Genomic DNA, 25,391 nt, shown 5'->3' with positions numbered 1-25,391 from the left:
CAATAATTTAGCTATGGTAAAAAGAATTGTACTGAATATCGATACCCGAAAGATTGCTGATGCAGCGAGTCTCTATAAAGATATTTTAGGCCTAGATCTGCTAATGGATCATGGTTGGATTGCAACTTATGGTGCTGCGAATCAAAAAATGGATGTACAAATCAGCTTTGCCTCCGAGGGTGGATCAGGAACCCCAACGCCCGACTTATCTATCGAAGTAGAAAATGTTGAAGACATATTGGAAAAAGTAAAGGTAGCTGGATTTCCCGTCGAATATGGTCCGGTGGATGAAGCCTGGGGCGTAAGACGATTTTATACAAGAGATCCTTTTGGCAAATTGATTAATATTTTAAGCCATATTTAAGGATTTAAACCCTTGGTTCAAAAACTACGCATAGGTTAAATATTTATTCCTCATCTGTGCGCATCCTCTTCATCTGTGGTCAAACTCCCTTTTAATTCCATAACCCTTTAGCCTTTTCGAGCAGTTCGCTGCCTTTTTTGCCAATTTCCTTCTTGCCTTTTTCGATGGTTGATGGCTGTGTGTATTCACTTACCGAGTTAGACAACGCTTTAAATTTGCCAATGCCAGCAAATATTTCTTGGGTATAAGGAACGCCTTGCTGTTTCATCAGTTTTTCCCAATCTATTTTCGAGAGCACGGCTACCATATATTTCGTGGCAATTTTGCCGATAAATGCTTTGTCGTATACACTGGTTAATGCCTTGTCGCTTTTACGGTCTTTTACATAAACAATGCTTTGTTGTAATGCCGCTCGTTCAGTGTTAGAAAATAACGGGCTTTGACTCAGTTTTTCCAGTGCAGGCAGCGATTTTTCTGGCTGTTCTTTCTTTAAATTCAAATAGGCGGTTATTCCCCAAACCAGTTCGTTTTGGATGCCCAGTTTATTCATTTCGGTTAAAAACGCCTCAAAATCTTCAAGTGATCGTTCTTCGTCAATTTTCCGCTCCATCCGCATGCGGTCGAAACCTCTAAACAGGTAATTCATACTATGGAAAGCCAAGTGTGTCTGCTCATCATTTAAATGGCTCCAGCCAAAAAAGGATTTCGTATAGGGTAATGGAATTTTTTCATTTTTATCGAGCCATTTGATGTTCCTCGAAAGGCCATCTTCCGACAGGTAAAACAGGTTGTTGCTAAAAAACAGAAAACCGCGGACAAACTCCAATAGCGTTTTAACTTCACTGTCATCTAATAATTCTGGCTGGGTTTTAGCACATTCGTATAATGCAAAAGGTTGGCCTAAATCTCTGGTGGCCAATACGGCCATGCTTAAAATTGCATGTTCTATATTTTGATTGTAGGCCTTGTTTGAGTCTTTGAAAAATGGCTGAGGTGTTTTTACATCCGTTTTCATGGCGATAAAACCAGCACTAAGCAATGGAAAAACATCTTCATCTGTTTCTTTTACAAATTGTTTCACTGCCCGATATTCTTTATACAGCCTTAGGGCATCGATCACAGAAATACTTTCGTTGTGGGGTCCGTTTACTGTATTTAAAGTTCTGACAACGCTTTGTGCCTGTTTGCTGAACTTTTGATATTCGGGTAGTGTAGTATCCTGAACGGCAGCTGAGCGTACTGCTATTTTCGCGAATTTGTAAAAGGTGATTTTATCATAATTAATATTTTCGGCCAGTTTCTTTTGATCGAGTTTGAGTAAAAGCTGGTCGGTTTTTTCACTTGAGCAAGCTGTGAAAAATAGGACAATACAGAGCAAGATTAATTTTTTCATGAGGTGTGGTTTAATAAAATAGATCCGTAAAACTAACATTTTAGGCTAAGAAAATGTAGTTAATACCTTTTTGTGTAGTTTTTACCACTGTAATGCCATTAGTTGTTGTCGATTTTTTAAAGAACTACCCGGTTTAAAAGCAAAACGATAAATATTTTAAAGAAACAAGCTTAGCTTTTAACAAATTCATAACTGTGTTTATATGTTAATACAATGTCTTTTTTGCTTTGTTTAGCTAGTGCGGTATAGTTTGGATTAAAATTTGATTAGAACCCGTTAGAAAGATGGCTATATTTCTAATTTTTAGGCAATTTTTTTAAGATTTAGTGCCCTAAAATTCGTGAGATGTTTAAAATCATTCTAAATTTGTAACTCCTTTAAAGTAAGATGACAAAAAAGAAAAAGACAGTTGGTAAAACTGACGCTGATGTAATTTTAATAGGGGCCGGCATCATGAGTGCAACCCTTGGTGTTTTATTAAAACAATTAGAGCCCAATTTAAGTATCGAAATTTACGAACGTTTGGATATTGCGGCGGCAGAAAGTTCTGATGCCTGGAATAATGCCGGAACGGGGCACTCTGCTTTTTGCGAATTAAACTATACGCCCGAGAAGAAGGACGGTACAGTTGAAATAAAAAAAGCTGTTCAGATTGCTGAACATTTTGAGGTTTCCAAGCAATTTTGGTCTTACTTAGTAAACAAGGGATTGGTTTCCGATCCTTGCAATTTTATCCGCAGCATCCCTCACATGAGTTTTGTTTGGGGTAAAAAGAATGTTGAATATCTTAAAAAACGCTATGATGCATTAACGCAATGCGATCTGTTTAGCGATATGCAATATACCGAAGATACGGAGCAGGTAAAAAACTGGGCACCATTAATTATGGATGGCCGTAAAAAGAACGAAAAAGTTGCCGCCACAAAAATGGATCTGGGAACCGATGTGAACTTCGGTACCTTAACCCGCGACATGTTTAACAACTTAAAAGAACAAAGCAACGTTAATCTATACTTCAACCACGAAATCCGCGACCTGAAAAAGAATAAAGACGGCAACTGGATTGTAAAAGTTAAAGATTTAGAAAGCGGTGATAAACGTAAACGCGTGGCCAAATTTGTATTTATTGGCGCCGGTGGCGGTTCTCTTCCATTATTGGAGAAATCTGATATCCCAGAAGGCAAAGGTTTTGGCGGTTTCCCGGTAAGCGGGCAATGGTTAAAATGTACCAACGAGGAAATTATTAAAAAACACCACGCTAAAGTGTATGGCAAGGCTGCAGTTGGTGCACCTCCAATGTCGGTACCACACCTGGATACCAGGATGATCAATGGTAAACAGGCATTGTTGTTTGGCCCGTATGCAGGTTTTTCTACCAAATTCCTTAAAAATGGCTCTTTCTTAGATTTACCAAAATCGATAAAATTTAATAATATCCGCCCAATGATCTCGGCTGGGTTACATAATCTCGACTTAACAAAATATTTAATCGAGCAGGTCAGACAATCGCCGGAAGATAGATTGGAAGCCCTGAAAGAATATTTGCCAACCGCCGAACTTCAAGACTGGGAACTGGAATATGCCGGACAGCGCGTTCAGGTAATTAAAAAGGACGAGAAACAAGGCGGTATTTTAGAGTTTGGTACCGAGGTAGTGAGTGCTGGCGATGGTTCTATTGCAGCTTTATTAGGTGCTTCGCCTGGTGCTTCAACGGCTGTTTCTATCATGCTTGATCTGTTAAACCGTTGTTTTGCTGATGATTTGGCAACTGAGGAATGGCAGGCAAAAATCAAAGAAATGATCCCAACTTATGGTAAATCACTTGCGCAGGATGCAGATCTTTGCAAAGAAACCAGAAGCAAAACCTCAAAAGTTTTGAAAATAGAAAATACTGTAGTTGCTTAAACAATAACAGCAACAAATATTTTAACAGGTTCCGATGTAAATCGGGACCTTTTTTGCTGTGGGTGTTTTATGTTCCTGACATCCTCGGTCTGTGTTAAACACGATAAATCAATAATCTTTCGCATCACCAAACGTTCCTACGGAACGAACACAAATAACGAATTGTTATTTGCTACCTAGGAAGCGTCCCGCTAGGACGCCCTGTTGAATTAAAGAAATCGAAAAACGGTGTCAGCCTGAGCGTAGTCGAAGGGGATTTCTTTTAAATGATCCTCCTCTAGTGGTCTTCGACTACGCTCAGACTGACAACCGAGAGACTTAACTTAATGATATTGCCCGCTGGGACGCCCTGTTGAATTAAAGAAATCGAAAAACGGTGCCACCCTGAGTGTAGTCGAAGGGCGTTTCTTTTAAATGATCGTCCTCTAGTGGTTTTCGACTACGCTCAGACTGACAACCGAGAGACTTAACTTAATGATATTGCCCACTGGGACGCCCTGTTGAATTAAAGAAAAATCGAAAAACGGTGTCAGTCTGAGGTAGTCGAAGGGGATTTCTATTAAATGATCTTCCTCTAGTGGTCTTCGACTACGCTCAGACTGACAACCGAGAGACTTAACTTAATGATATTGTCCGCTGGGACGTATTCTGGGCGTCATATAAGCATCGGTATCATTGTCAAAGGGCTACCACAGTTCTCTTTCGTTCCGTTAGGAACGGTTTGTGGGTAACATATATATGGAAATGGTTTTTCGTTCCGTAGGAACGTTTGGTGTTTCTCATCACAGGCCCTGCATAAATAAACCTGATGGGAACGGCAGCCCCCGATTTTTTTCTAATCGGGGCTACAGTGTACAGCAGGACTACCGTAGCCGATAACAAACCAGACCTTGCTTTTCTAAAAAAAGGAATGCGAATTTAACCTAACAAAAAGGGTATCCAATTGCTTGAATACCCTATTTATGAAAGATATCTTTTATACTTAAGCGGCAATCACTTCTGCCACTTCATCTGCAGAAATATCGCTGTGCGAAGCTTCTAATACGCAATCACCATCTTTTATTAATAGAATCTGTGGCGATTGATGTGCTACCTGAAATACTTCTGCAATTTTGTTGGAAATATCGCGGTAACTGATCAGGTCTAAAAAATAAAGTTTAGTATCTGCCGGGATGATATCCCAATCAAATTCAAAATTCTTTTTAGCCATCAAACTAATAGAGCAACGTGTACTGTGCTTAAAAATAAGGCTAAAACCGCTCGCGTTTTTGATTTCGTCAAGCTGTTCTATTGAAGTTAAGTTAACCCAAGTCATGATAATATATTATTGTTTTACAGGACAACAATTGCAGTTGAATAAAGTTCTGCAAATGACCTGAATATGAGATTACAGATATAGCTGGATTAGTTTCTTCTGCGTTTTCCTTCTGGATACGATCCATAAGCAGGACAAAGTTTAGAAGAACAAGATTCTAAAATGGTAATGGTGCAAAACACCGCCAATAATAAGATGGCTACTTTTTTCATCTGTGTATATTTGTTATTTCAATGGTGATCAAACAGTCGGGATTTATCCGCGACGACCTCACCGGATTTGATAATTTTTAAACTTCTAAGTTACAAATAATTATTAAAACGCAAGTTTAAATTTGGGCAGAAAAATCAGCCATTTTAATTGCTGTAATTGCGGCTTCATCGCCTTTATTACCATGTTTGCCACCGGCACGGTCTTGTGCTTGTTCTAGGTTATTGGTGGTTAAAACCCCAAAAATCACTGGTTTGCTATATTTGATGCCAACGTTAGTTACGCCCTGTGCTACCGCATCGCAAATAAAATCGAAATGTTTGGTGTCACCCTGGATCACACAACCTAAACAGATCACCGCATCTATATCGCTTCTTTTGCTCAAAAGGATTTCTGCACCACCTGTTAGTTCAAAACTTCCCGGAACAGGCAAAGAGATGATGTTTTCTTCTTTAACACCATTGGCTAACAAAGTTTTTAACGCACCATTGTATAAGGCACCGGTAATTTCGGCATTCCACTCCGCTACAATGATCCCGAATTTATAGTTTGCACCGCTGGGAACCGTGGTGTGAGAGAAATCTGATAGATTTTTTAATTGTGTTGACATGGGGCAAAGATAATGCTAAGCACCTTATGTTAAAAGAGGTTAATGTTTAAATGTTGTAAGATTATTTTTAATTCCTAATGTTTACTTTTAGAATATTAATCAGATAAATTTTAAATGATTATGGAATTTCTTAACCAATTCCATCTCTATTTAAAGGCCCAATTATGAAAAACGCTCTACGGTTTATAACCATAATCCTCATTTTCTTTACTATCTCTTTTAGTGGCTTCGCTCAAAATAAGCCTGACTATTATAAGAAAAGTTTTAATGCAATCGACTCGCTGGCCAGTGCCGGCAGGCCAAAAGATGCACTGCTTATTGTTAATAAACTAAATACGCAAGCCAGGCATGATGAAAATACAGCAGTATTAATTAAAAGTATCATGTATCGGATGTTGTTTGTGGGTTACCTGGAAGATGACGCTTTTTCGAAAATGATTAAACATCTGAAGCAGGATATTGTTGTGGCGAAACAACCAGCCAAAAGCATCCTCCAATCTTTATTGGCCGAAAGTTACTGGAGTTATTATGAACAACATTATTATAATTTCTTAAACAGGACAAATGTTAAATCAGGTCTGAGTGACGATATTAAAACCTGGCCGATAAATAAATTGGCAGACGAAACCATGAAATATTATCTGGCTTCGTTGCATGAGGTAAGCCTATTGCAGAAAACCAAAATCGACAGCTTGAGCGAAATGATGACCGGCGACAGTTACAATAGGTATTTACGCCCTAAGCTTTACGATGTTTTAGCTTACAGGGCTTTAACTGCTTTTAGCAACACCCAATTCGATATTAATAAAACCGATGGGACAATCGATTTTAACGATGCCAAATGGTTTAGCGATCACAATTCTTTTCTGGCAATAAAGATTCCGAAAACGGATACAGTTTCTTTTGCGGCAAAAGCGCTTGATATTTATCAGACCCTGATCAGCACGCATGCCAATACGCAGAATATTGGTGCTGTAGCAGATGCAGATTTAAAAAGATTAAACTTTGTGTATCTAAGAAGCACCAGAGAAGATAAAACAGAGCTGTATTACAATGCACTTAAAAAACTGTCTGAATATGCCAAACGATCTGAAATTTATGCCGATATACTTTTTCAGCTGGTTTCTAAAAAGTATGAAGGACGGTATTCAGCTGGTCCCGATAAAAGAATCGATCTCAAAGAACTGGTAGAAATTGCGAATCAAGCCATAAAGGCCTACCCGCAAAGCATTGGAGCCAAAAATTCGGAAAAATTGATCGCCGATATTACCGGTAAAACAATAAACATCAGTTTAAATGAATTTCTTCAGCCAGAAAAACCAGCACAAATATTTTTCAGGTATAAAAATGTGGACACAGTTTTCCTGAAGCTCTATAAAACGCAAAAATATTTTGAACGCAACGATTTTAGTTCAAATAAGGATACATACATCAAGTTTTTAGCAGAGAACAAAGCCATCAAAACATGGTCTGTGGTTTTGTTAGACAGTAACGATTATCAGGAACATACCTTGGTTGATAAGATTGATGGATTGGAAAAAGGCAGTTATGTGATTATTGCTCAAAGTACACCCGATTCTAATGACAAAAAGGCGGCCTATAGCTTCGTTAATATAAAAGTAACCAATCTGGCTGTTACCAATAGGATTTCAGACATCTTTAACCATCAGTATTTTGTTGTGAATAGCACAACGGGAACGCCGGTTGAAAAGGCAAGCATAAAAGAGAAAAAAAATGAATATACCGATGGTAAGTACGTATTAAAAGATAATGGGACATTGTATACTGATAAAAATGGCTTTGCAGAAAGTGTGCTAAATACTGCTGTTAATAAGGTTGTAGTAAGTAGTGGTACCGATTCGGTAGTGTTGGACGTTAATGAGCGCGTTTTTAGGTACTTATCCACAAACCAGAAGGTGGTGTTATTTACCGACCGGCCAATTTACCGCCCTGGCCAAACAGTTTATTATAAAGGGATTTATTTTGAATATAAAGAAAATAAAAACCAAATCTTAAAGGAAAAGAGTATTGATGTCACCTTTAATGACGTGAACCGGAAAGAAATTGAAAAAATATCAAAAATTACCAATGAATATGGAACTTTTCAGGGCAGCTTTATCATTCCGGTGGGTAAATTAACTGGTCAGATGAGTATCAATACGGCTTATGGAAATGCTTTTATACAGGTAGAAGAGTATAAAAGACCAACTTTTGAAATCGTATTCGATAAATTGAACAAAAAATATAAACTGAACGATAGTATACGAGTAGAAGGGAAGGCAAGTAGTTTTGCTGGTTATGCCGTTTCGGGTGCTAAGGTTAAATACACAGTTACCAGGAATATGCTGGCCGCCAATTACAGGATCAGCGAATTCGACCGTAGCAAACAAGTGGCATTCGGTGTAACCGAAACCAAGGCAGGAGGGGCTTTTAATATCAATTTTTTTGCTGAGGCCGACAACAGCGGGGCGGATGGATATTCGTATCAGTTACAGGTAAATATTACCGATGTTAATGGCGAAACCAAATCGAAAACATTTGTGGTTAATGCTGCGAAGAATGATGTACTGTTAAACGTATTTATGCCCACGCAATTTTTTAAATCCTCAAAAACCGATAGCATTCCTTTTGTAGTAACCAATATCAACATGGAGCCTATAATGGCAAAAATCAGCACAGAATGGTTTAAATTAAGCAGTCCCGAACGTATCATCTACCAAAATATCAACTCCAATTTAAAAAAGATAGAAAAGTACAATATCACCAGGGAAGAGTTTTTAAAGAATTTTCCAAACGAAGATTATGACGGCGACGGAAATCCGGGAAACTGGAAAACGGCGAAGATTGATTTTGCTCAGCAATTAAATGCTGATACGGGAATTGGGCAAATGGCGGTAAATATGAATAAAATTTCTTCAGGTTATTATAAAGTGAAATTTAAAGCTAGTAGCCAGGATCAGGATACCGTTATTGTGGAGAAGATTGTGAGGGTGTATAACAACGGAGATGAAAAGATCCTATCAGGCAGAGAATGGCTCGTAGCAGAAAAAACGACTATTAAACCAATGGAGGTAGCCATTTTTAGGCTAGCAAGTATTGCCACAAATGCAAAAGCTTATTACGAGGTATATTATAAAGATCAGGTTGTTGAAAAAAACTGGGTCAATATTTCGCAACAACAAACAATGATCGATATTAAGCCGCAAGCAGGATGGAGAGATGGTTTTGCGGTACAGTTTTATTTGGTGCAGAACGGAAGGGTTTTGCAATCGATGAATGAAGTTGCTATAATAGACAGTGATCATGATATTGAGATCAAATTTTTAACTTTTAGGGATAAACTCCAGCCTGGTGAAAAAGAAAATTGGAAGCTTAGCATCGCCAATAAAAAAGGCGAAAAACAGATGGCCGAAATGGTGGCTTCATTATACGATGCATCGCTAGACGATTTGAGAGAGATGAGCTGGAATAAAATTACAGCACCAAAATATAATTATTATTACTATAACTGGAATTTTGCGCTCAACAACCTTTCGATGGGGAACGAGTTGTGGTTTTTAAGAAATTATGCTAATTATTACGATATTATAAAAAGAGATTACGAGGCGATAAATTTTTATGGGTTTTACTTTAATCATTATGATCTTAAAAGTAGCTACAACGAATATTTAACAGCAATAGAAGAGGCAAAACGCCGGGGTGATGCCAATGCAGCTGCCCAAAAACTTGCAAGCTTAGAATTAAGCGGTAAAATTTATGGAGTGGTAACCGATAAAGATGGTTACGGAATCCCGGGTGTTTCGATTAAAGCTGGCAATAAAAAAGCAATAACCGATGCCTTTGGAATTTACAGCATTGATGCAAAAGCAGGAGAAGAACTTAGTGTTACATTTGTCGGTTATAACCGGTCATTTGCCAAAGTTGGCAATGAAAAGCGGATTAACTTTAAATTAGAAGAAGATGGTAAGGGCCTAAATGAGGTATCGGTGGTGGGTTATGGCACCCAGGATAAATCTGCTGGTGCTGCTGGTGTGCGAAGTTTTGATATGAATTTGAGGCAGGAACTAGCACCTCAAAACGTCGTTTTAAGAGAAATTAGAACGAAAAGTGTGGGTTATACTGCGAATGGCGCGCCCTCACCAACATTACCGATTGAAAAAGGAATCGCTGTTGACGATAATAAGGTATACGATTTTGTTAGCATTAATGCTTACGACCCAAAAACAGATACCTACATTGTAAATGGCAAACCTGTTAAAAGAACAACCGTAATACCCCGTACAAATTTTACCGAAACGGCATTTTTCTACCCACAGTTGCAAACCAATGAAGCTGGCGAAATTTTTATCGAATTTACCATTCCGCAATCATTAACACGTTATAAAATGATGGGCTTTGCCCACACCAAAGACCTTAAAACAACAACTATTACAAAAGAACTGGTGACCCAAAAACAGCTTTCTATCTCTGCTAATGCACCCCGCTTCTTCCGTGAAGGCGATACGATTTTGTTCAGTGCCAAACTGAACAATCTATCTGGAAAAGAAATCGGGGGAAGTGCAATTTTGGCACTAAGGAATGCACTTACGGGTAAAGTGATTTCAATTTTTAATAAGGGTGCAGAAGCTGAGCAAAAATTTCAATTGGATAATAATGGTAATCAATCTTTAAAGTGGTCTTTGATTATCCCCACGGGCGTTAGCGCTATTACCTATAAAGTATTGGCCGAAAGCGGTAAATTTAGTGATGGTGAAGAAAACACCATTCCGGTTTTGGCCAATGCCATGTTGGTAACCGAAAGTATGCCGATAAATGTACGTGGTAATACTACTAAAACATTCGACTTCGAAAAACTGGACAAATCGGGCAGTTCAAAAACCTTGCGCAACCAGAGTTTAACCTTTGAGTTTACCTCAAACCCGGTTTGGTATGCCGTGCAGGCCTTGCCATACCTAATGGAATACCCGTCTGAGTGTGCCGAACAAACTTTTAGCAGGTTTTATGCCAATAGTTTTGCAACAGGAATTATCAATTCATCTCCAAAAATTAAAACTGTTTTTGAACAATGGAAAAATACCAATAACGGCGAGGCGCTTTTATCCAATTTGGAAAAAAACCAGGAACTTAAATCTATTTTGTTGGAAGAAACACCCTGGGTACGCAACGCGGATAATGAAACTGAACGCAAAAAACGTTTGGCTGTGCTTTTCGATTTAAACAGAATGACTTACGAGTTGAAAAGCAATTTTGAGAAGCTGGAGAAAATGCAATTTGATAATGGTGCGTTTCCGTGGTTTAGCGGGATGCGTGAAGACCGTTACATTACCCAACATATTGTTTTAGGTATGGGGCAGTTAAAAAAACTTAAACTGATTGACGAAAAAGCCAATCCGAAATTTAATAACATGCTAAACAAAGCCATTGTGTATTTAGATGCTGCATTGGTTAAGGATTATAAAGATGAAGTAAAGGGAAAAAGTTTTGCCTATTTACCACTGCATTACCTGTTTGCCAGAAGTTATAGCAACCAGAAAAATACCAATGCCGATTTTGTAAAGGCCAAAGATTTTTACCTGAAAAAATTAACAGCCAACTGGAAAACATTCGATACCTATCAGTTGGCACAAACTGCGCTGGTATTAAATAGAAACGGCAATAATGTAGAAGCAAAAAAAATCATTACGCTGCTCAGTCAAACCGCACAGCAAAATGATGAGTTGGGCATGTATTGGGCTACCAATAAAGCAGGCTGGTGGTGGTACCAAAGTCCGATTGAGACACAGTCATTGTTGATTGAGGCTTTCGATGAAGTAGCGAATGATGCCAAAGCCGTAGAAGAAATGAAAATCTGGCTGCTCAAAAACAAACAGACCAACGATTGGAAAACTACCAAGGCCACTACCGCCGCCTGTTATGCATTGCTAATGAAAGGGACTGATTTACTAACCGAAAACAATGATCCGGAAATCACTATTGGAAGTCAGAAAATAGCAGATTTACAACAGCCTAATGCCGCAAAAGAGGCTGGAACGGGTTATCAGAAATTAACCATTGCAGGTCCAGATGTAAAACCGGAAATGGGTAAAGTACAGGTGAAAAATAACAACAAAACCATTGCCTGGGGTGCATTGTACTGGCAATATTTCGAGCAATTGGATAAAATAACCTCGGCCAATACCGGAGTGAAGATCAAAAAACAGTTGTTTATCCAGAAAGCGAGCGAAAAAGGCGATGTGTTAACACCGCTTACTGCCAGCAATATTTTGGCTCCCGGCGATTTATTGAAAGTACGTATCGAAATTTACTGCGACCGGGATATGGAATATCTCCACTTGAAAGATATGCGTTCATCGGGTTTTGAACCTGTAAATGTGATCTCACGTTACAAATATCAGGATGGCCTGGGTTATTATGAAAGTACCAAAGATGCCTCGACCAATTTCTTTATCAGTTATATGCCAAAAGGAACCTACGTATTCGAATATCCGCTGCGGGTTACCCATGCAGGGAATTTCTCGAACGGAATTACTTCTCTGCAAAGTATGTATGCGCCAGAGTTTACTACCCATTCGGCAGGAATAAGGGTAAATGTTAAACCCTAGTTTTAATTTATTTGGGTTGTCTGGTCTGTTGTTTTAGTCTTTTGAAGAGCAATAATAGTAATGCTTCGGATGCTGTAGTCCTGCTTTTTGGTACAAGTCCCGGTGATACCGGGAGCTTTCCCCGCCAATCAGGTCTAGATTTGGGGTTGTTTTGCTACTATTAACGGTTAAATGATATGGAGCAGAAAATTATATTGTGTTCTACACTAGTTTATATCAACTGAATACCGCCATAGGTTGCACCAATAGGAATCACTTTTTCTCCAATCCAAATTTGGCTCCGGTCAAATTTGGACACTTTGTTTTTGGCTACAATGAAGGCCCGGTGGCAGCGGATAAAATCTGCCCTTGGTAGCAGTTCGGCCAGATCGTTGATGGTAATGCGCGAGCTTAGAAGTTTGTCTTTTAGTTGAATTTGGGTATAGTTTCCTGAGGCTTCCACATAAAGGATTTCGTCTAATTCCACCTTAATTTGTTCATAACCATCTTTCACGAAAATATACTCCGATTTAGCTTCCTGCTTTTGATTTCGCAGGTTAAAGAGTTCCTGTGCCTTATTACAGGCCTTTAAAAAACGTGAAAGTGAAAAAGGTTTTAACAAATAATCAACAGCATCGAGTTCAAAACTTTGTACGGCGTGCTCGGTATAGGCGGTAGTAAAAATCACCATTGGTGCTTTGCTCAAACTCTTTAAAAAATCAATGCCACTAATGTCGGGCATTTTGATATCCAGAAAAAGCAGGTCAACTTTGTTGTGTTGAAGATAACTGATCGCAGCGAAAGCATCTGTAAAAGTTTCCTGCAATTCTACAAACGGAACTTTTGAGGCATGAGATTTTATAATATCAAGTGCAATGGGTTCATCATCTATAGCAATAGCAATCATGTTTTTATTTGTTCTTTGTGTTTTTCTTTCCTGTCATGCTGACGAAGGAGGCCTATGATTTGGTAAAATTCGTATGGCTAGTAATATTTTTGCAAATGGATAGTTCTTTAAGTTTATCCCAATTATCGTTTATAATAGCCTCTTTCTTTTTTCTCGACCAGCCTTTGATCTGTTTTTCAAAACTTATTGCTTCGTTAATATCTTTAAAGTGCTCGCAAAATACTAAAACTAGCGGTCTTTTGTGAGGTATAGCAAGTTGGATTTATAGCATTATGGTGTTCATATAGGCGCCTATCAATATCATTGGTAACACCTGTATAATAGGAGTGATCAGCACATTTTAAAATATAGACCGTATAAGTTTCCATTTAATTTTTTCGCTTCGACTCAGTTCATTATAAAGAGGGTGTCATCCTGAGCGGAGTCGAAGGACATTTTAAATATAGTTAAATCTAGCAGTTATTAAAAAGCTATAATCGCGCTACGACTCCGCTCAGCGTGACATAGCTCTGTAAATCGGTCATCTTAAATTTATGATCGGTTGTCATCCTGAGCGGAGTCGAAGGGCTAATCCAACTGTAAAGTTAAATGCACAAAAAACTCGTTGGCACTTTCGCGGATAATTAATTCATGTTTACCATAATAAAGCAATGATAAACGTTGTTTTACATTTTCCAGTCCGATACCACTTTTCAGTTTCTCAGGATCGTTATCGGCTTTGACATAAATGCTATTGCTGATATCGAAATATAAAGTACTTTCTTTTGTTTGCAAAGTGATTTTAATGTACGATGGTTGCTGCAAACTGATCCCATGTTTAAATGCATTTTCGATAAAAGGAATCAATAACATAGGCGTAATCTGTAAATTATTGAGCTGCTCTTCGATGTGTGTATCGATCCGGATATCTCCAGAGCGCGAAGTGCGAAGCTTTTGTAAATCGATATAATTGTTAAGGTATTCTACTTCCCGCGTTAACGAAATTTTATCCTGGGTATTTTCGTGGAGCATAAAGCGCATCATATCACCCAGTTTTTGTATGCCTTCTCCTGTTCTTTCGGCATTTTCCTGTAAAGCCGTTCCAAATAGGGTATTTAATGCATTGAATAAGAAATGTGGATTGATCTGCGATTTTAGAAAATTTAAGTTCGCATCCGATTTGCCCAACTCTGTTTTGAGCATTTGTATTTCGCTCAGTTTTTCGAATTTATGTTTGTAAATATACCAGGCTGAAGGCGTACTGATGCAGATCAAACAAATGGCATTTAAAATTAAAGTAATAGGTACTACTGCGCCATTGCGCATAAAAGGGATAAGGATGATCAACAACAGGAGTGAAATGATAATGGTTAAACCAACATTTCCCCAAAAATAGCGGCCAAAACCTTTAAAATCTTTTCTGAGATTTGGAATAACATAATAAATAGAACAAAAAGTTAGAAAGATGTTTACCGGAGGTACGATTAACCAAACGATCAATATTTCGTAATCTATTCTTACCGAAAATATAGAAGCAGCAATCATCAGCGTAATCAGCCAGATTCTGGTCGCGGTAAAAAGTTCCGGAATCACATTTTTGTTATCGCTTTTTAAAAATTGAATTTTACTTAGCAGCTCCAGGCCCCGCTCATTAAAATAGGCATAGGCATTAAAGAGTAGATAGAGAAAGAAAATATAAGTAAAGGCTTCACCAAAAAAGATTCCGTAAGCGTTATCGATGTTATCGTATTCTAACAATCGGTAAGCTTGAGAGTAGGTATTGTAAACCATCCACGCAACTACAGAGAACGACGTGACTAAAATGATCAGGATGAGATTAAGTGCAATATTTTTTTTGTTCGCCAGTTGCGGCATAAAACAAAAATTGAACAATAAAAAACTGATATACAAAATAGTGATCTTAAATAATTCGGGGATAAAGAAATTTGCCATTACACTATAATCAATCTGGCTTTCTTCAAAGCGATAAGAATTGCCTCTGCTATAAACGGTAGAGGAACAGATACTGATCAAGGCCAGGATATATAGTGTTGTAGAAATCCAAAACTCAAGCTGGTTGATGTTTTTGGATTTTATCGTAGATGGTTTGCCAGATAGAATTTCCATTTGATTTAGTTTATGATACAATTTTACGAAGAGTATCTACATCAATACTTAAAATGTGATGGATGAGCCAAAAAATGTGATGAATGAATAGGATTTTTAGGATTATGGGATTGGTTGTGTAATTCCATCATCCGTTTTACATCTTCCACCTCTTAGGGTTTCGGATTGTAGAGTTGTCAACTTTCATAGCCCGCTAACTAGAAAGTTGACAACTCTTGATGTGTAGTCAGATGTTACCATCTGACTAATTTTAGGTAGGGTAATTGATATTAATGCGAGTGTCGGATAGTAATATCCAAGGCCAAAAACGTTAAAAATACCTCACACCACGAACGTAATATCCGCCACCGATAAACAATTTTACTATCTTTGAAAAGGATTGCTGGAACGGTTTACATCATCCATGTTCATTCACTCATTCAACATTCATTCATTCAACTATTAATATGACCGTTTACGGAATTCCAAATTGCAATACAGTAAAAAAATCGCTCGATTGGTTAAAATCGCATCAGGTTGATTTTGAATTTCATGATTTTAAGAAAAAGGGCATTACCGAAGAAAAATTAAACGAATGGTGCAATATCTTCGGTTGGGAAACGGTATTAAACCGAAAAGGCTTGACCTGGAAAAAACTCAGCAAAGAGGAGCAAGCGAAAATCGATAACCAGGATTTGGCAGTAGCTTATTTAAAAGAAAATACCAGTGCCATCAAACGGCCGATCGTTGAGCAAAACAATAAAGCCATATTAATTGGATTTGACGATGACAATTATTTAAAAACACTAGCCTAATTCATTTGTTCTAATGTTAAAGTTTGTTAAAAGCAGATTTTAAATGTCGAACTAAATTACTTTTGAGTATGAACAAACTGATCATTTTTCTATTGCTTGCCCTGCCTATCGGAGTCTTTGCACAAACGGTAACTACGGGTACGGTTTTCGATTATTCGAAAAAAACGCTTTCACTGCCTGGTGTTAACATCAGAAATTTGAACAGTAAAAAAACAACCAGCACCAATAAAGAAGGAAAGTATACTATTGCGGCGAATATTGGTGACCTGATTGAATTTTCGGCGGTTGGCTATCATACCGATACCTTATATCTTACTAATTTATTAAATAGAACCATTTATCTTCCCGTAAAATCAAACAGTTTAAATGATGTAGATGTTACGGCCGTGCGCATGAACAGTCAGGTTACGGACGCGAAAGATCCTTTGGCAGAAAAATATACACTGTTGGCTACTGGCGGAAATTTAAACCGTAAAAGAATGACGGATAAGGTTGGTGGCTTAAACCTAAACCTGGGTTATGGTAAATATAAAAGACAACAACGCAAAGAAGCCGATCTCGATGAAAAAGAAATGTACCAGCAAGAGATTGATGAAAACTTTACTCCAAAAGCCATTACCGATTTAACCAAACTGGAAGGAGAAGACCTTAAGAACTTTATGATCATCTACAGGCCTTCTATTGAAGCAGTAAAAGGTGAAAGGCCGTATCGCTACCCTTATTATATCTCGCGTGCCTTTGTCGCATGGAAAAAATTATCACCACAAGAAAGAAAACTACAGGATTTGCCAAAGTTAAAAGGGAATTAACATCTTTTAACTGCTTAACGCCCGTATTGTAGCCAATATAGGTAACATTATAACCACATATAAATCTATATGTGGTTATTTTTTATATTTACCACTTATTACAATCTTATTATTATCATGAAATTGACTAAACTGATTAATTTTTGTTTGGTTTGTTGTGTTTTTGCCTTTTCGGCATCGGCCCAACAAGCTACAACACCTGCTCCGGCAACGAATTATAATCCTGCTGAAGCATTCGGACCACTATTTTATACGCAAAATGGAAATGAGTTCCGCTCTGCAATAGGCGCACCAGGACCAAAATACTGGCAGAACCGTGTAGATTATAACATTACCGCTAACCTTGATGAAACCAAGAGTATGGTTACCGGAACGGTTACCATCACTTACAAAAATAACAGTCCTGACAAATTACCTTATTTATGGTTGCAGTTAGATCAGAATACTTTTAAAGAAACTTCGCGTGGTTATGCCATTACACCATCGCGCAGCCGTTATGGTGCACAGGGCGAAAAATTTGATGGCGGATATAAAATCCAGAACATCAGTGTATCGCAAAAAGCGGGCGCTGTAAAATTTACTTCCCTTGTTGAAGATACGCGTATGCAGATCCGTTTAGATCAGCCTTTGGCGGCTAACGGTGATATTGTAACCGTTAAAATGGACTATTCGTATGTGGTGCCAAAAGAAGGATCAGATAGAACCGGGCATTTAACCACAAAAAATGGGGAAATTTTTGCCATTGCACAGTGGTTTCCACGCATGTGTGTGTACGATGATGTAATTGGATGGAATACTTTGCCCTATTGGGGCGGTGGTGAGTTTTATTGCGAATATGGCGATATCAACTTTGCCATTACTGCACCAGCAAGTCACATCGTAATGGGTTCGGGTGAGTTATTAAACCCTGCCGAAGTTTTTACAGCAGAGCAGTTAAAAAGATGGAATGCGGCTAAACTGAGCGATGCTACGGTTCACATCCGTAGCGAAGCGGAAGTAACCGATCCAAAATCTCGTCCGGCGAAAGATAAGCTGACCTGGAAATTTAAGATTACCAATGCACGTGATGCCGCCTGGGCTTCATCAAAATCTTTTGTATTAGATGCTGCAAGAATCAATTTGCCAAGCGGTAAAAAATCTTTGGCAGTTTCTGCGCAACCTGTAGAGAGTAACGGTGTTGATTCTTATGGCCGTGGGGTTGAATATGTAAAATCTACTATCGAGCATTATTCTTCAAAATGGTTCGAATATCCGTACCCAATGGCTGTTAACGTAGCCACCAATATTGGTGGTATGGAATATCCGGGTATTGTGTTTTGTGGCTGGACTGCAAAAAAAGCAGGCGCATGGGGCGTAATCGATCACGAATTTGGCCATACCTGGTTCCCGATGATTGTGGGGTCTAACGAACGCAAATACGGCTGGATGGACGAAGGTTTTAATACTTTTATCAACGGTATTTCTAAAAGCAACTTTAACAAAGGCGAGTATGCCACTCCTCCTGCTGATTTAAACAGAATTGGTAAAGCTGTTATCGGTAACCCGATTTACGAAAACATTATGCAGATGCCTGATGGAATGGCAGAAAGAAATATCGGGGTAAACTTATATAGCAAACCAGGATGGGGATTAGACATTTTAAGAAACCAGATTTTAGGTGAAGACCGTTTCGATTATGCTTTCCGTCAATACATTAAAAACTGGGCCTTTAAACACCCAACACCGTTTGATTTCTTCCGTTCGATGGAAAATGGTGCAGGTGAAGATTTAGCCTGGTTTTGGAGAAGCTGGTGGTTAAACAGCTGGAAAATGGATCAAGGCATTGCTGCAGTTGAACCGGTTAAAAAAGACGATAAACTGGTAGGTTATAACATTAAAGTGGTAAACCTCGAAAAAATGCCAATGCCAATTATCCTTCAGGTTAAAACCAAAAGTGGTAAAACCGAGATCGTAAAAGTTCCGGTTGATGTTTGGATGAAAAATACAAGCTGGTTGGTACGTTTCCCAACAGCAGAAGAAATTGAATCGGTTACTTTAGATCCAAATAAAGTACTGCCAGATTCGAACCCTGATAACAATACGTGGACTGCTACAGGTAACTAATCTTTCCATAAAATAATATAAGACCTCCTGATTTTAAAACATCAGGAGGTTTTTTTATTGCAAATTGCCGACGGTTTACTATTTCTTAACGGATAATTTAGCGGTGATTAAACTTATAATAAATGGAAAAACATGCTTTAGAAATTACCAACCCCGAAGGGATATACGATCCCCGTGCACATGGCTATTCTCATGTAGCCTCAGTTCCGGCAAACAGCCAACTGGTGTTTGTTGCCGGTCAGGGAGGCAGCAGAACAGACGGCATATTGAGTGATGATTTTAGAACGCAGGTAAGTATTGTATTTGAGAATATTGCGCTAGCTTTAAAAAGCAAGAACGTAACAATGGCTCATATTGCAAAACTGACCACCTTGGTGGTGGATTATGATGACGAAAAACACCATATCCTGATAGAAGAATCAACCAAAATATGGCCCGATCAGAAATTTCCGGTGAATACTTTAATTCCGGTACAGCGCCTGGCTTTGAACGGTATGTTGATTGAAATTGATGCAACGGCAATAGGGTAGTTATTCAATAATTAGCAGATTTATATTTGTAAATTGATAGAGTTATAGCCATAAATAAACACAACAAGCATCAATTTACGTAGTGAAAACCGAGCAAAGAGCCTATTTCAGGGTTAGATGGGTAAAACGTTATGAAAGCTTCCCACCATGGGTGGCGGTAAATCATAAGGGTTATGAGAGCTTCCCACCATGGGTGGCAGCAAATCATAAGTAAAAAGAGAAAATAGGATAATAGGTTGGCAGTATAAAATAGCGTTGTATAACCTGCAGCAACCGGGTTAACCATTTTACACGATCCATAAAGCCTATAATTAAACAAGGGCAGTCAAAAAACAGCATGGAAAAAGGAGAACGCAAAAACGTTTATAAGGTATACGACAAAATGGGCCATTGGTTTGCAGAAAACCGTTATGCCGTTTTGGAAGAAAAAGGTTATCTGGACAATATGCTCGAAAAGCTAGCACCTCATGCAAGTGTTTTAGATTTAGGCTGTGGCAGTGGTAAACCTATATTAGAATACCTGATCAGTCAGGATGTAAAGGTTTTGGGTATTGATGCCAGTGCACAGATGCTCGCAATCGCCAGGACAAATTTCCCTGATGTACGGTTTATTCAGAAAGATATGCGTAAGCTGGATCTGGATGAAAAGTTCGACGCGGTAATTGCCTGGCATAGCTTTTTTCATCTCCCTGTGTCCGATCAGCCCGGCATGTTCAGTATTTTTAGGCGCCACCTTAAGCCCAATGGTATTTTATTGTTCACCTCTGGTACCGAAAGGGGAGAAGCCTGGGGAATGAATGGTGGTGAGAATCTGTTTCACGCTTCGTTAGATACAGCAGAGTATCTCCAATTGCTTCAATCGAACGATTTTGAGGTATTTACACATAAAATTAACGATCCCGAATGCAGTGGTGCAAATGTTTGGATGGTGCAATATAAACCCTGATAATTTTGCATTAACTTTGCCTCATGGCCGAACAGCAAAAAAACAACCCCTTACACGGTATCACCTTAGAGAAAATTGTAACCGATCTTCAGGTACATTACGGTTGGGAAAGACTGGGATCACTGATCAGGATTGATTGTTTCAATAATAACCAGACCATAAAATCAAGCTTAAAATTTCTAAGGAGAATGCCCTGGGCAAGGAAAAAGGTAGAAGAGTTATATCTCGACACTTTTCATAAATGAGATCTAGTGATTGATTGATTGATTGATTTTTGAATGAGTGAATGTGCCAGCGATCAAACTCAGCATTTAATCATTCTCTAATCCTCTAATTCACTCATTCAATAATTCCATCATTCTCTAACCTCTCATTCAATATTTACAACTCCTTGCAACCTTTCTTTGATAAGGGGCGTCATCTTAATCTAAACCTGATCATATGAAAAATATTTTCTATTGTTTTTTGTTCATTCTTGTGCTGAGCAGTTGTTCGATTCAAACCATGACAACCTTCTATACCATGTCGAAAGGCAAAATAGATATTCCCCAAAAAGAAAGTTATAGTGTAGTATATCAGGCCAAATTCGGTGATGGTTTAACGGCCGATGTAGCTTATATTAATGAAAGCGGAAAACATACAGAATTAAAAGAAGTAAGTGGTGCCTGGGAAAAAACTGTTACCTTAAAATCTGGCGCACATGTTCAGCTCAAAACATTGGCCACGGCAAAATCGAGATCTAAAGGTGAATATAAAATCCTCGTTGATGGGAAAGTGGTTTCTGAGTATATTTTAAGCGGAAAAAGGTTGAATTATACTTTCTCATTCGATTTACCGTAACGCGCTAAGTTTATTCTATCATTCTCTAATTCAGTCATTCCAACATTCAATCCTTCTATCATTCAATAATTAATTATTCATAAAATCTTCATTTTGATTTTCGAGATTTAATAAACAAAATAACAAGGTTTATTCATCATTAATCCATTTGAAAATGAAAGCAATTAAAGTTTTAGTAATCGCATTAGTAGCCGCTTTTACCATTAATACCGTAAGCGCGCAAACCACAGTTCCGGCAAAAGCAGGTACCGAAAAATCACAGACCAAAAAGGGCCATAAAAAACACCATCATAAAAAGCACAGCAAAAAAATAGCTAAAGCTTAAAAAATAGAAAGTCTTTCAGGTAATAGTGAAGGACTTTTTGTTTTCCATCTATTCGTTACCAGGTATTTTTATCGCGAAAGAAGCAATCCAAATCATACGGTAAATTAAGTAAATCTGTAAATTTTCATCAAGTCCTTAACAATTGATATCGTAAGTTAATTGTTAAGGGCTTTTTCGTTTTCTATTTAATAAAAAACTTAACGCAAACGTTTGTTACTTTTTTTATTCGACAGCATCTATCTTGTTTTTTATGGTAGATTTCTATAATTAATGAGAAAAAAAATCAATTCATTAATATTCTAAGCCTGTTCTTGCTTTAAGTTTCATTCCCTGTCTTGTAACGGTTGCAAAATCGGTTGATTCTTTTATTTATGATCAAACGTTTGCGTGGTGTTTGGCGATTTTATGCATATTAAATCGCATAAATTAGGTCTGGAAAGAGAAACTCCTGAGATTAACCATGTCATGATCATCCCTCTTTTTATAATAGTCGGGTAAGCAAATTATTCAAAATTTTTATGGTGTGACTAAAATATAATAGGCTTATGATTTAAAAGAAAACGCATCTAAATTCTCCCACAACAACCTATCAACTAACTTAAAAACAACAAAATATGAAAATCAAGTCTTTACTGATTTTTGGAACAGTTGGCTTATTATGGCTAAACGAAAGTAAGGCTTTTGCCAATTTTGGCCACAATGGAAATACGAAGTCCAGGACCATTAATCCCATTCATTTTGATGATATTACCATCAAAGGAAAAATAACAGATAAAGCAGGGCCAGTTCCCGGAGCAACCATCACTTTAAAATCAAATCCGAGTATTGGTACCTCTACCGATGGATCTGGTAATTTCGCCATCACCGTTCCTGCAGATGGTATTTTAATCATCAAATCTGTAGGCTATTTAACACAAGAAATCCCTGTTCAGGGAAAGAGCACCTTCAACATCAGCTTAGTGGAAGAAAATAACATCCTTAATGATGTAGTTGTAGTAGGTTATTCGTCAAAAAAGCAGGGCGAATTATCAAGTTCTGTTTCGGTAATCTCGGCCGAAAAATTAAAAGGCGTTGCTTCTAATGATGTAATTTCTATGATCCAAGGTAAGGCGCCCGGTGTAGTCGTTTCATCCGGATCAGGTGATCCTACTTCTGCGCCTAAAATGACAATAAGAGGTATTGGAAGTATTAATGGAGGAACAGCACCACTATTGGTTGTAGATGGAAATATCCTTGGTGCCTATGGTACTGAGGGCGCTACATACAGTCCGAATGATGTAGAATCTGTAACCATTTTAAAGGATGCTGCGGCAACAGGGTTATACGGCTCGCGCGCAGGTAGTGGCGTGATTATCGTAACCACTAAAACCGGTAAAACCGGCGAGGCAAAAATAGAATTTAGCTCTACAGTAGGTTTCAACTCGCCTTCTACAGGCAATTTTAAATTAATGAATAGTCAGCAATTGTATGATTATCAAAAAACATTTTCCAATCCCGATCCGTCCGTTTTAAACAATGATACCAATTGGTGGGATTTGGCAACCCGTAATGGGATGACCCAGAACTATACTCTTTCTGCATCTGGTGGAACAGAAAAAACAAAATATTATATCGCCGGCAACTTTTACAGGGAGCAAGGTACCGTAATCAATAACGACAAAAATGCCTATAATTTAAGGGCAAATCTAAATAGCCAGCTAACCAAAAAACTTAAAGTAAGCCTGTTGTTAAATGGTGTATTTACCCGAAACAACTATGCCAATAGCAATACACTTGGCGATGGCTATTTAAACCTTCCATTCGATCCGGCCTATAATGCAGATGGAACACCCGTTGATGCACGGATTACCCCAACATGGAAAGGACGTGATATTGAAAATTTCCTTCATTCTACTCAGTACAACCTTTCTTATGCGAGGAGTTTAAACCTGAGTGCCGATGTAAACATTGATTACAATATTGTTAAAAGCCTGACTTTTTCAAGCTATAACAGAACAACCTTTTACAATACTTTTGCGGTTGATTATTATGATAAAAGAACCAAGGAAGGTGGTGCAACCAATGGTTCTCTCTACAACTCAACAACCTATAAAAACAGATTGTTAAGCTCGAACAGGTTGAAGTATGAAAATAGTTTTGGCCAAAATCATTTAACGGTTTTAGCTGTGGGCGAAGCCGAAAAATCTTATTATGATGAAGCCAATTTAAATGGGAAGAATTTACCGGCTGGTCGTCCGGTCATGTCGACCGCAACCGACATTATCAGCAACCCATCTGGCGGTACCAACGAATATAACTTCAGTAAATATTTAAGTCAGGTAGATTACAATTATGCCGGTAAATATTTTGCCATTGGGTCCTTTGTGCACGAAAATTCATCACGCTTTGGTTTAAACAAAAGTGGCGGAGATTTTTATCAGTTGGGTGCATCCTGGATTTTAAGCAATGAAACGTTTTTAAAAGGGGTAAAACCGATCAGTTTTTTAAAGATAAGGGCAAGTTACGGTACAACGGGTAATGCTGAAATCGGTGATTATCCATCTTTAGGACTGTATGCAATTGATGCCTCTGCAAGTTATGGTGGAATCCCGGGAGCAAGGCCCGACCAAAAAGGTAATCCCGATTTAACATGGGAAAAGCAAAAAACAGCGAATATTGGTTTAGATATTGGTTTTTGGAATAGGATTGATTTAACAATTGATTTGTACGACAAACGTTCGAATGCCTTACTGTTTAAAGTGCCATTGCCTTCAACCGACGGCTATGCTTACATTTTCCAAAACGTTGGCGCCTTAAAAAACAGAGGCTTGGAGTTTAGTTTAAATACTAAAAATTTTACGGGTGAATTTCAATGGGAAACCAATTTGAATATGGCTTTTAATCGAAATACGATTTTAGGGCTTACCGAAGGAAAAGATGCCATTACACCAGGTGGCTCACAGCCTAAAGCGATAGGTCATGATATTTACGATTACAAAATGCCAATATGGGCGGGTGTAGACCCCAATAATGGAGACCCGCTCTGGGAAAAAGTAATTACCGATGCAGATGGGGTAGCGCATATTGCTGTAACAAATACATACGCTCAGGCAACCCGCCAATATACCGGTACATCGGCCTCACCGAAATTTACAGGTGGCCTTACCAATACCTTCAGTTATAAAGGCATTTCGTTAAGTGCATTTTTCAATTTTGTTTACGGCAACGAAGTATATAATAATAGCCGTGCATATTTTGATAATGATGGATTGTATGAAAGTTATAATGCCATGGTTTTAAAATCGGGTTGGACCAGATGGGAAAAGGTTGGTGATGTAGCTACGCACCCAAAACCAGTTTTGGGAGGTAACCACGATTCGAATCAACAATCTAGCCGATATCTTGAAGATGGAAGTTATATCCGTTTACGGAATGTTACCTTGGGTTACCAGATCCCAAGCAGCTGGTTAAGTAAAATTAAAATAAGCAGCGCAAGGATTTTTGTAAGTGGAGATAACTTATGGACGGGTACTAAATTTTCGGGAATAGATCCAGAGGTTGTGCTTGCACCAGATGACAACGATCCCAATGTTATTCCGGGTAGCTCAAGCTTTAGATACCCAATTAGCAAAAAAATATTGTTTGGTATAAACATTGGTTTATAGGAGAGGAAA

General features: G+C 38.2%; 20 protein-coding genes. 12 read left to right on the top strand and 8 right to left on the bottom strand.

Translation table 11 applies throughout. The features are described from left to right. Positions 1–364, top strand: a 364-nt coding sequence (locus R2S57_RS23725) for a VOC family protein (RefSeq protein ID WP_316847403.1), incomplete at its 5' end; no start/stop codon positions are given. 91 nt (positions 365–455) lie between these two features. On the opposite strand, the gene R2S57_RS23720 is transcribed toward R2S57_RS23725, so the two are convergent. Next, positions 456–1,757 (bottom strand): hypothetical protein, encoded by a 1,302-nt coding sequence (locus R2S57_RS23720; protein ID WP_316847402.1) that lies wholly within the window; start codon positions 1,755–1,757, stop codon positions 456–458. 387 nt (positions 1,758–2,144) lie between these two features. Between R2S57_RS23720 and R2S57_RS23715 the strand changes: the two genes are divergently transcribed. Beyond that, a complete protein-coding gene (locus R2S57_RS23715) occupies positions 2,145–3,662 on the top strand; it encodes a malate:quinone oxidoreductase (RefSeq protein ID WP_316847401.1) in 1,518 nt (505 codons plus the stop codon). 982 nt (positions 3,663–4,644) lie between these two features. Here R2S57_RS23715 and ytxJ read toward each other — a convergent pair. The 3 genes from ytxJ to ribH form a co-directional block, all read right to left on the bottom strand. After that, the gene (gene ytxJ / locus R2S57_RS23710) at positions 4,645–4,977 is read right to left on the bottom strand and encodes a bacillithiol system redox-active protein YtxJ (protein ID WP_316847400.1); all 333 of its coding nucleotides are present in this window, start codon (positions 4,975–4,977) and stop codon (positions 4,645–4,647) included. An 89-nt stretch (positions 4,978–5,066) separates the two neighbouring features. Beyond that, positions 5,067–5,189, bottom strand: coding sequence for a hypothetical protein (locus tag R2S57_RS23705; RefSeq protein ID WP_255420130.1), 123 nt, complete (start codon positions 5,187–5,189; stop codon positions 5,067–5,069). Positions 5,190–5,305: 116 nt separating this feature from the next. Further along, positions 5,306–5,797 carry a 6,7-dimethyl-8-ribityllumazine synthase gene (gene ribH / locus R2S57_RS23700; protein ID WP_316847399.1) on the bottom strand — a complete coding sequence of 164 codons (492 nt, stop codon included), beginning with the start codon at positions 5,795–5,797 and terminating at the stop codon, positions 5,306–5,308. A gap of 164 nt (positions 5,798–5,961) precedes the next feature. On the opposite strand from ribH, the gene R2S57_RS23695 reads away from it, so the two are divergent. Next, on the top strand, positions 5,962–12,399 hold the full coding sequence (locus tag R2S57_RS23695; protein ID WP_316847398.1) for an alpha-2-macroglobulin family protein: 6,438 nt from the start codon (positions 5,962–5,964) through the stop codon (positions 12,397–12,399). Positions 12,400–12,610: 211 nt separating this feature from the next. Here the strand turns inward: R2S57_RS23695 and R2S57_RS23690 are convergent, their stop codons facing one another. From R2S57_RS23690 to R2S57_RS23680, 4 genes are all read right to left on the bottom strand, one after another. Then, positions 12,611–13,285 carry a LytTR family DNA-binding domain-containing protein gene (locus tag R2S57_RS23690; RefSeq protein WP_316847397.1) on the bottom strand — a complete coding sequence of 225 codons (675 nt, stop codon included), beginning with the start codon at positions 13,283–13,285 and terminating at the stop codon, positions 12,611–12,613. 52 nt (positions 13,286–13,337) lie between these two features. Beyond that, positions 13,338–13,484 (bottom strand): hypothetical protein, encoded by a 147-nt coding sequence (locus R2S57_RS30595; protein ID WP_410479107.1) that lies wholly within the window; start codon positions 13,482–13,484, stop codon positions 13,338–13,340. A 4-nt stretch (positions 13,485–13,488) separates the two neighbouring features. Further along, complete coding sequence (locus tag R2S57_RS23685) at positions 13,489–13,653, bottom strand: GIY-YIG nuclease family protein (RefSeq protein ID WP_316847396.1); 165 nt, start codon at positions 13,651–13,653, stop codon at positions 13,489–13,491. A gap of 199 nt (positions 13,654–13,852) precedes the next feature. Next, positions 13,853–15,391 (bottom strand): sensor histidine kinase, encoded by a 1,539-nt coding sequence (locus tag R2S57_RS23680; protein ID WP_316847395.1) that lies wholly within the window; start codon positions 15,389–15,391, stop codon positions 13,853–13,855. Positions 15,392–15,837: 446 nt separating this feature from the next. On the opposite strand from R2S57_RS23680, the gene R2S57_RS23675 reads away from it, so the two are divergent. The 9 genes from R2S57_RS23675 (at position 15,838) to R2S57_RS23635 (ending at position 25,382) form a co-directional block, all read left to right on the top strand. Continuing rightward, positions 15,838–16,185 carry a Spx/MgsR family RNA polymerase-binding regulatory protein gene (locus tag R2S57_RS23675; protein WP_316847394.1) on the top strand — a complete coding sequence of 116 codons (348 nt, stop codon included), beginning with the start codon at positions 15,838–15,840 and terminating at the stop codon, positions 16,183–16,185. Between the two features lie 68 nt (positions 16,186–16,253). Beyond that, positions 16,254–16,994 carry a carboxypeptidase-like regulatory domain-containing protein gene (locus R2S57_RS23670; protein WP_316847393.1) on the top strand — a complete coding sequence of 247 codons (741 nt, stop codon included), beginning with the start codon at positions 16,254–16,256 and terminating at the stop codon, positions 16,992–16,994. A gap of 117 nt (positions 16,995–17,111) precedes the next feature. Further along, positions 17,112–19,097, top strand: coding sequence for a M1 family metallopeptidase (locus R2S57_RS23665; protein ID WP_316847392.1), 1,986 nt, complete (start codon positions 17,112–17,114; stop codon positions 19,095–19,097). Between the two features lie 122 nt (positions 19,098–19,219). After that, positions 19,220–19,627, top strand: a complete 408-nt coding sequence (locus tag R2S57_RS23660) for a RidA family protein (RefSeq protein ID WP_316847391.1) — start codon at positions 19,220–19,222, stop codon at positions 19,625–19,627. Positions 19,628–19,964: 337 nt separating this feature from the next. Then, positions 19,965–20,573, top strand: coding sequence for a class I SAM-dependent methyltransferase (locus tag R2S57_RS23655; RefSeq protein ID WP_316847390.1), 609 nt, complete (start codon positions 19,965–19,967; stop codon positions 20,571–20,573). Positions 20,574–20,596: 23 nt separating this feature from the next. After that, a complete protein-coding gene (locus tag R2S57_RS23650) occupies positions 20,597–20,818 on the top strand; it encodes a VF530 family protein (protein ID WP_316847389.1) in 222 nt (73 codons plus the stop codon). A 196-nt stretch (positions 20,819–21,014) separates the two neighbouring features. After that, positions 21,015–21,413 (top strand): hypothetical protein, encoded by a 399-nt coding sequence (locus R2S57_RS23645; RefSeq protein ID WP_316847388.1) that lies wholly within the window; start codon positions 21,015–21,017, stop codon positions 21,411–21,413. A 154-nt stretch (positions 21,414–21,567) separates the two neighbouring features. Next, positions 21,568–21,738: a hypothetical protein gene (locus R2S57_RS23640; protein ID WP_316847387.1), complete on the top strand. Its 171-nt coding sequence runs from the start codon at positions 21,568–21,570 to the stop codon at positions 21,736–21,738. A 614-nt stretch (positions 21,739–22,352) separates the two neighbouring features. Then, complete coding sequence (locus R2S57_RS23635) at positions 22,353–25,382, top strand: SusC/RagA family TonB-linked outer membrane protein (protein WP_316847386.1); 3,030 nt, start codon at positions 22,353–22,355, stop codon at positions 25,380–25,382. The last annotated feature ends 9 nt before the right edge of the window (positions 25,383–25,391 follow it).

It is taken from the genome of Pedobacter psychrodurus (assembly GCF_032678585.1).
Taxonomy (GTDB): Bacteria; Bacteroidota; Bacteroidia; order Sphingobacteriales; family Sphingobacteriaceae; genus Pedobacter; species Pedobacter psychrodurus_A.
This window is presented reverse-complemented; position numbering and strand designations above follow the sequence as displayed.

What these genes read in the sequence shown, in the direction of transcription:
- R2S57_RS23715 (WP_316847401.1), top strand. Translation starts at nt 2,145, where the DNA reads ATGACAAAAAAGAAAAAGACAGTTGGTAAAACTGACGCTGATGTAATT.
- R2S57_RS23670 (WP_316847393.1), top strand. Translation starts at nt 16,254, where the DNA reads ATGAACAAACTGATCATTTTTCTATTGCTTGCCCTGCCTATCGGAGTC.
- R2S57_RS23695 (WP_316847398.1), top strand. Translation starts at nt 5,962, where the DNA reads ATGAAAAACGCTCTACGGTTTATAACCATAATCCTCATTTTCTTTACT.
- R2S57_RS23685 (WP_316847396.1), bottom strand. Translation starts at nt 13,653, where the DNA reads ATGGAAACTTATACGGTCTATATTTTAAAATGTGCTGATCACTCCTAT.
- R2S57_RS23680 (WP_316847395.1), bottom strand. Translation starts at nt 15,391, where the DNA reads ATGGAAATTCTATCTGGCAAACCATCTACGATAAAATCCAAAAACATC.
- R2S57_RS23650 (WP_316847389.1), top strand. Translation starts at nt 20,597, where the DNA reads ATGGCCGAACAGCAAAAAAACAACCCCTTACACGGTATCACCTTAGAG.
- R2S57_RS23675 (WP_316847394.1), top strand. Translation starts at nt 15,838, where the DNA reads ATGACCGTTTACGGAATTCCAAATTGCAATACAGTAAAAAAATCGCTC.
- R2S57_RS23660 (WP_316847391.1), top strand. Translation starts at nt 19,220, where the DNA reads ATGGAAAAACATGCTTTAGAAATTACCAACCCCGAAGGGATATACGAT.
- ytxJ (WP_316847400.1), bottom strand. Translation starts at nt 4,977, where the DNA reads ATGACTTGGGTTAACTTAACTTCAATAGAACAGCTTGACGAAATCAAA.
- R2S57_RS23690 (WP_316847397.1), bottom strand. Translation starts at nt 13,285, where the DNA reads ATGATTGCTATTGCTATAGATGATGAACCCATTGCACTTGATATTATA.
- R2S57_RS23655 (WP_316847390.1), top strand. Translation starts at nt 19,965, where the DNA reads ATGGAAAAAGGAGAACGCAAAAACGTTTATAAGGTATACGACAAAATG.
- R2S57_RS23665 (WP_316847392.1), top strand. Translation starts at nt 17,112, where the DNA reads ATGAAATTGACTAAACTGATTAATTTTTGTTTGGTTTGTTGTGTTTTT.
- R2S57_RS23720 (WP_316847402.1), bottom strand. Translation starts at nt 1,757, where the DNA reads ATGAAAAAATTAATCTTGCTCTGTATTGTCCTATTTTTCACAGCTTGC.
- ribH (WP_316847399.1), bottom strand. Translation starts at nt 5,797, where the DNA reads ATGTCAACACAATTAAAAAATCTATCAGATTTCTCTCACACCACGGTT.
- R2S57_RS23645 (WP_316847388.1), top strand. Translation starts at nt 21,015, where the DNA reads ATGAAAAATATTTTCTATTGTTTTTTGTTCATTCTTGTGCTGAGCAGT.
- R2S57_RS23640 (WP_316847387.1), top strand. Translation starts at nt 21,568, where the DNA reads ATGAAAGCAATTAAAGTTTTAGTAATCGCATTAGTAGCCGCTTTTACC.
- R2S57_RS23635 (WP_316847386.1), top strand. Translation starts at nt 22,353, where the DNA reads ATGAAAATCAAGTCTTTACTGATTTTTGGAACAGTTGGCTTATTATGG.
- R2S57_RS23705 (WP_255420130.1), bottom strand. Translation starts at nt 5,189, where the DNA reads ATGAAAAAAGTAGCCATCTTATTATTGGCGGTGTTTTGCACCATTACC.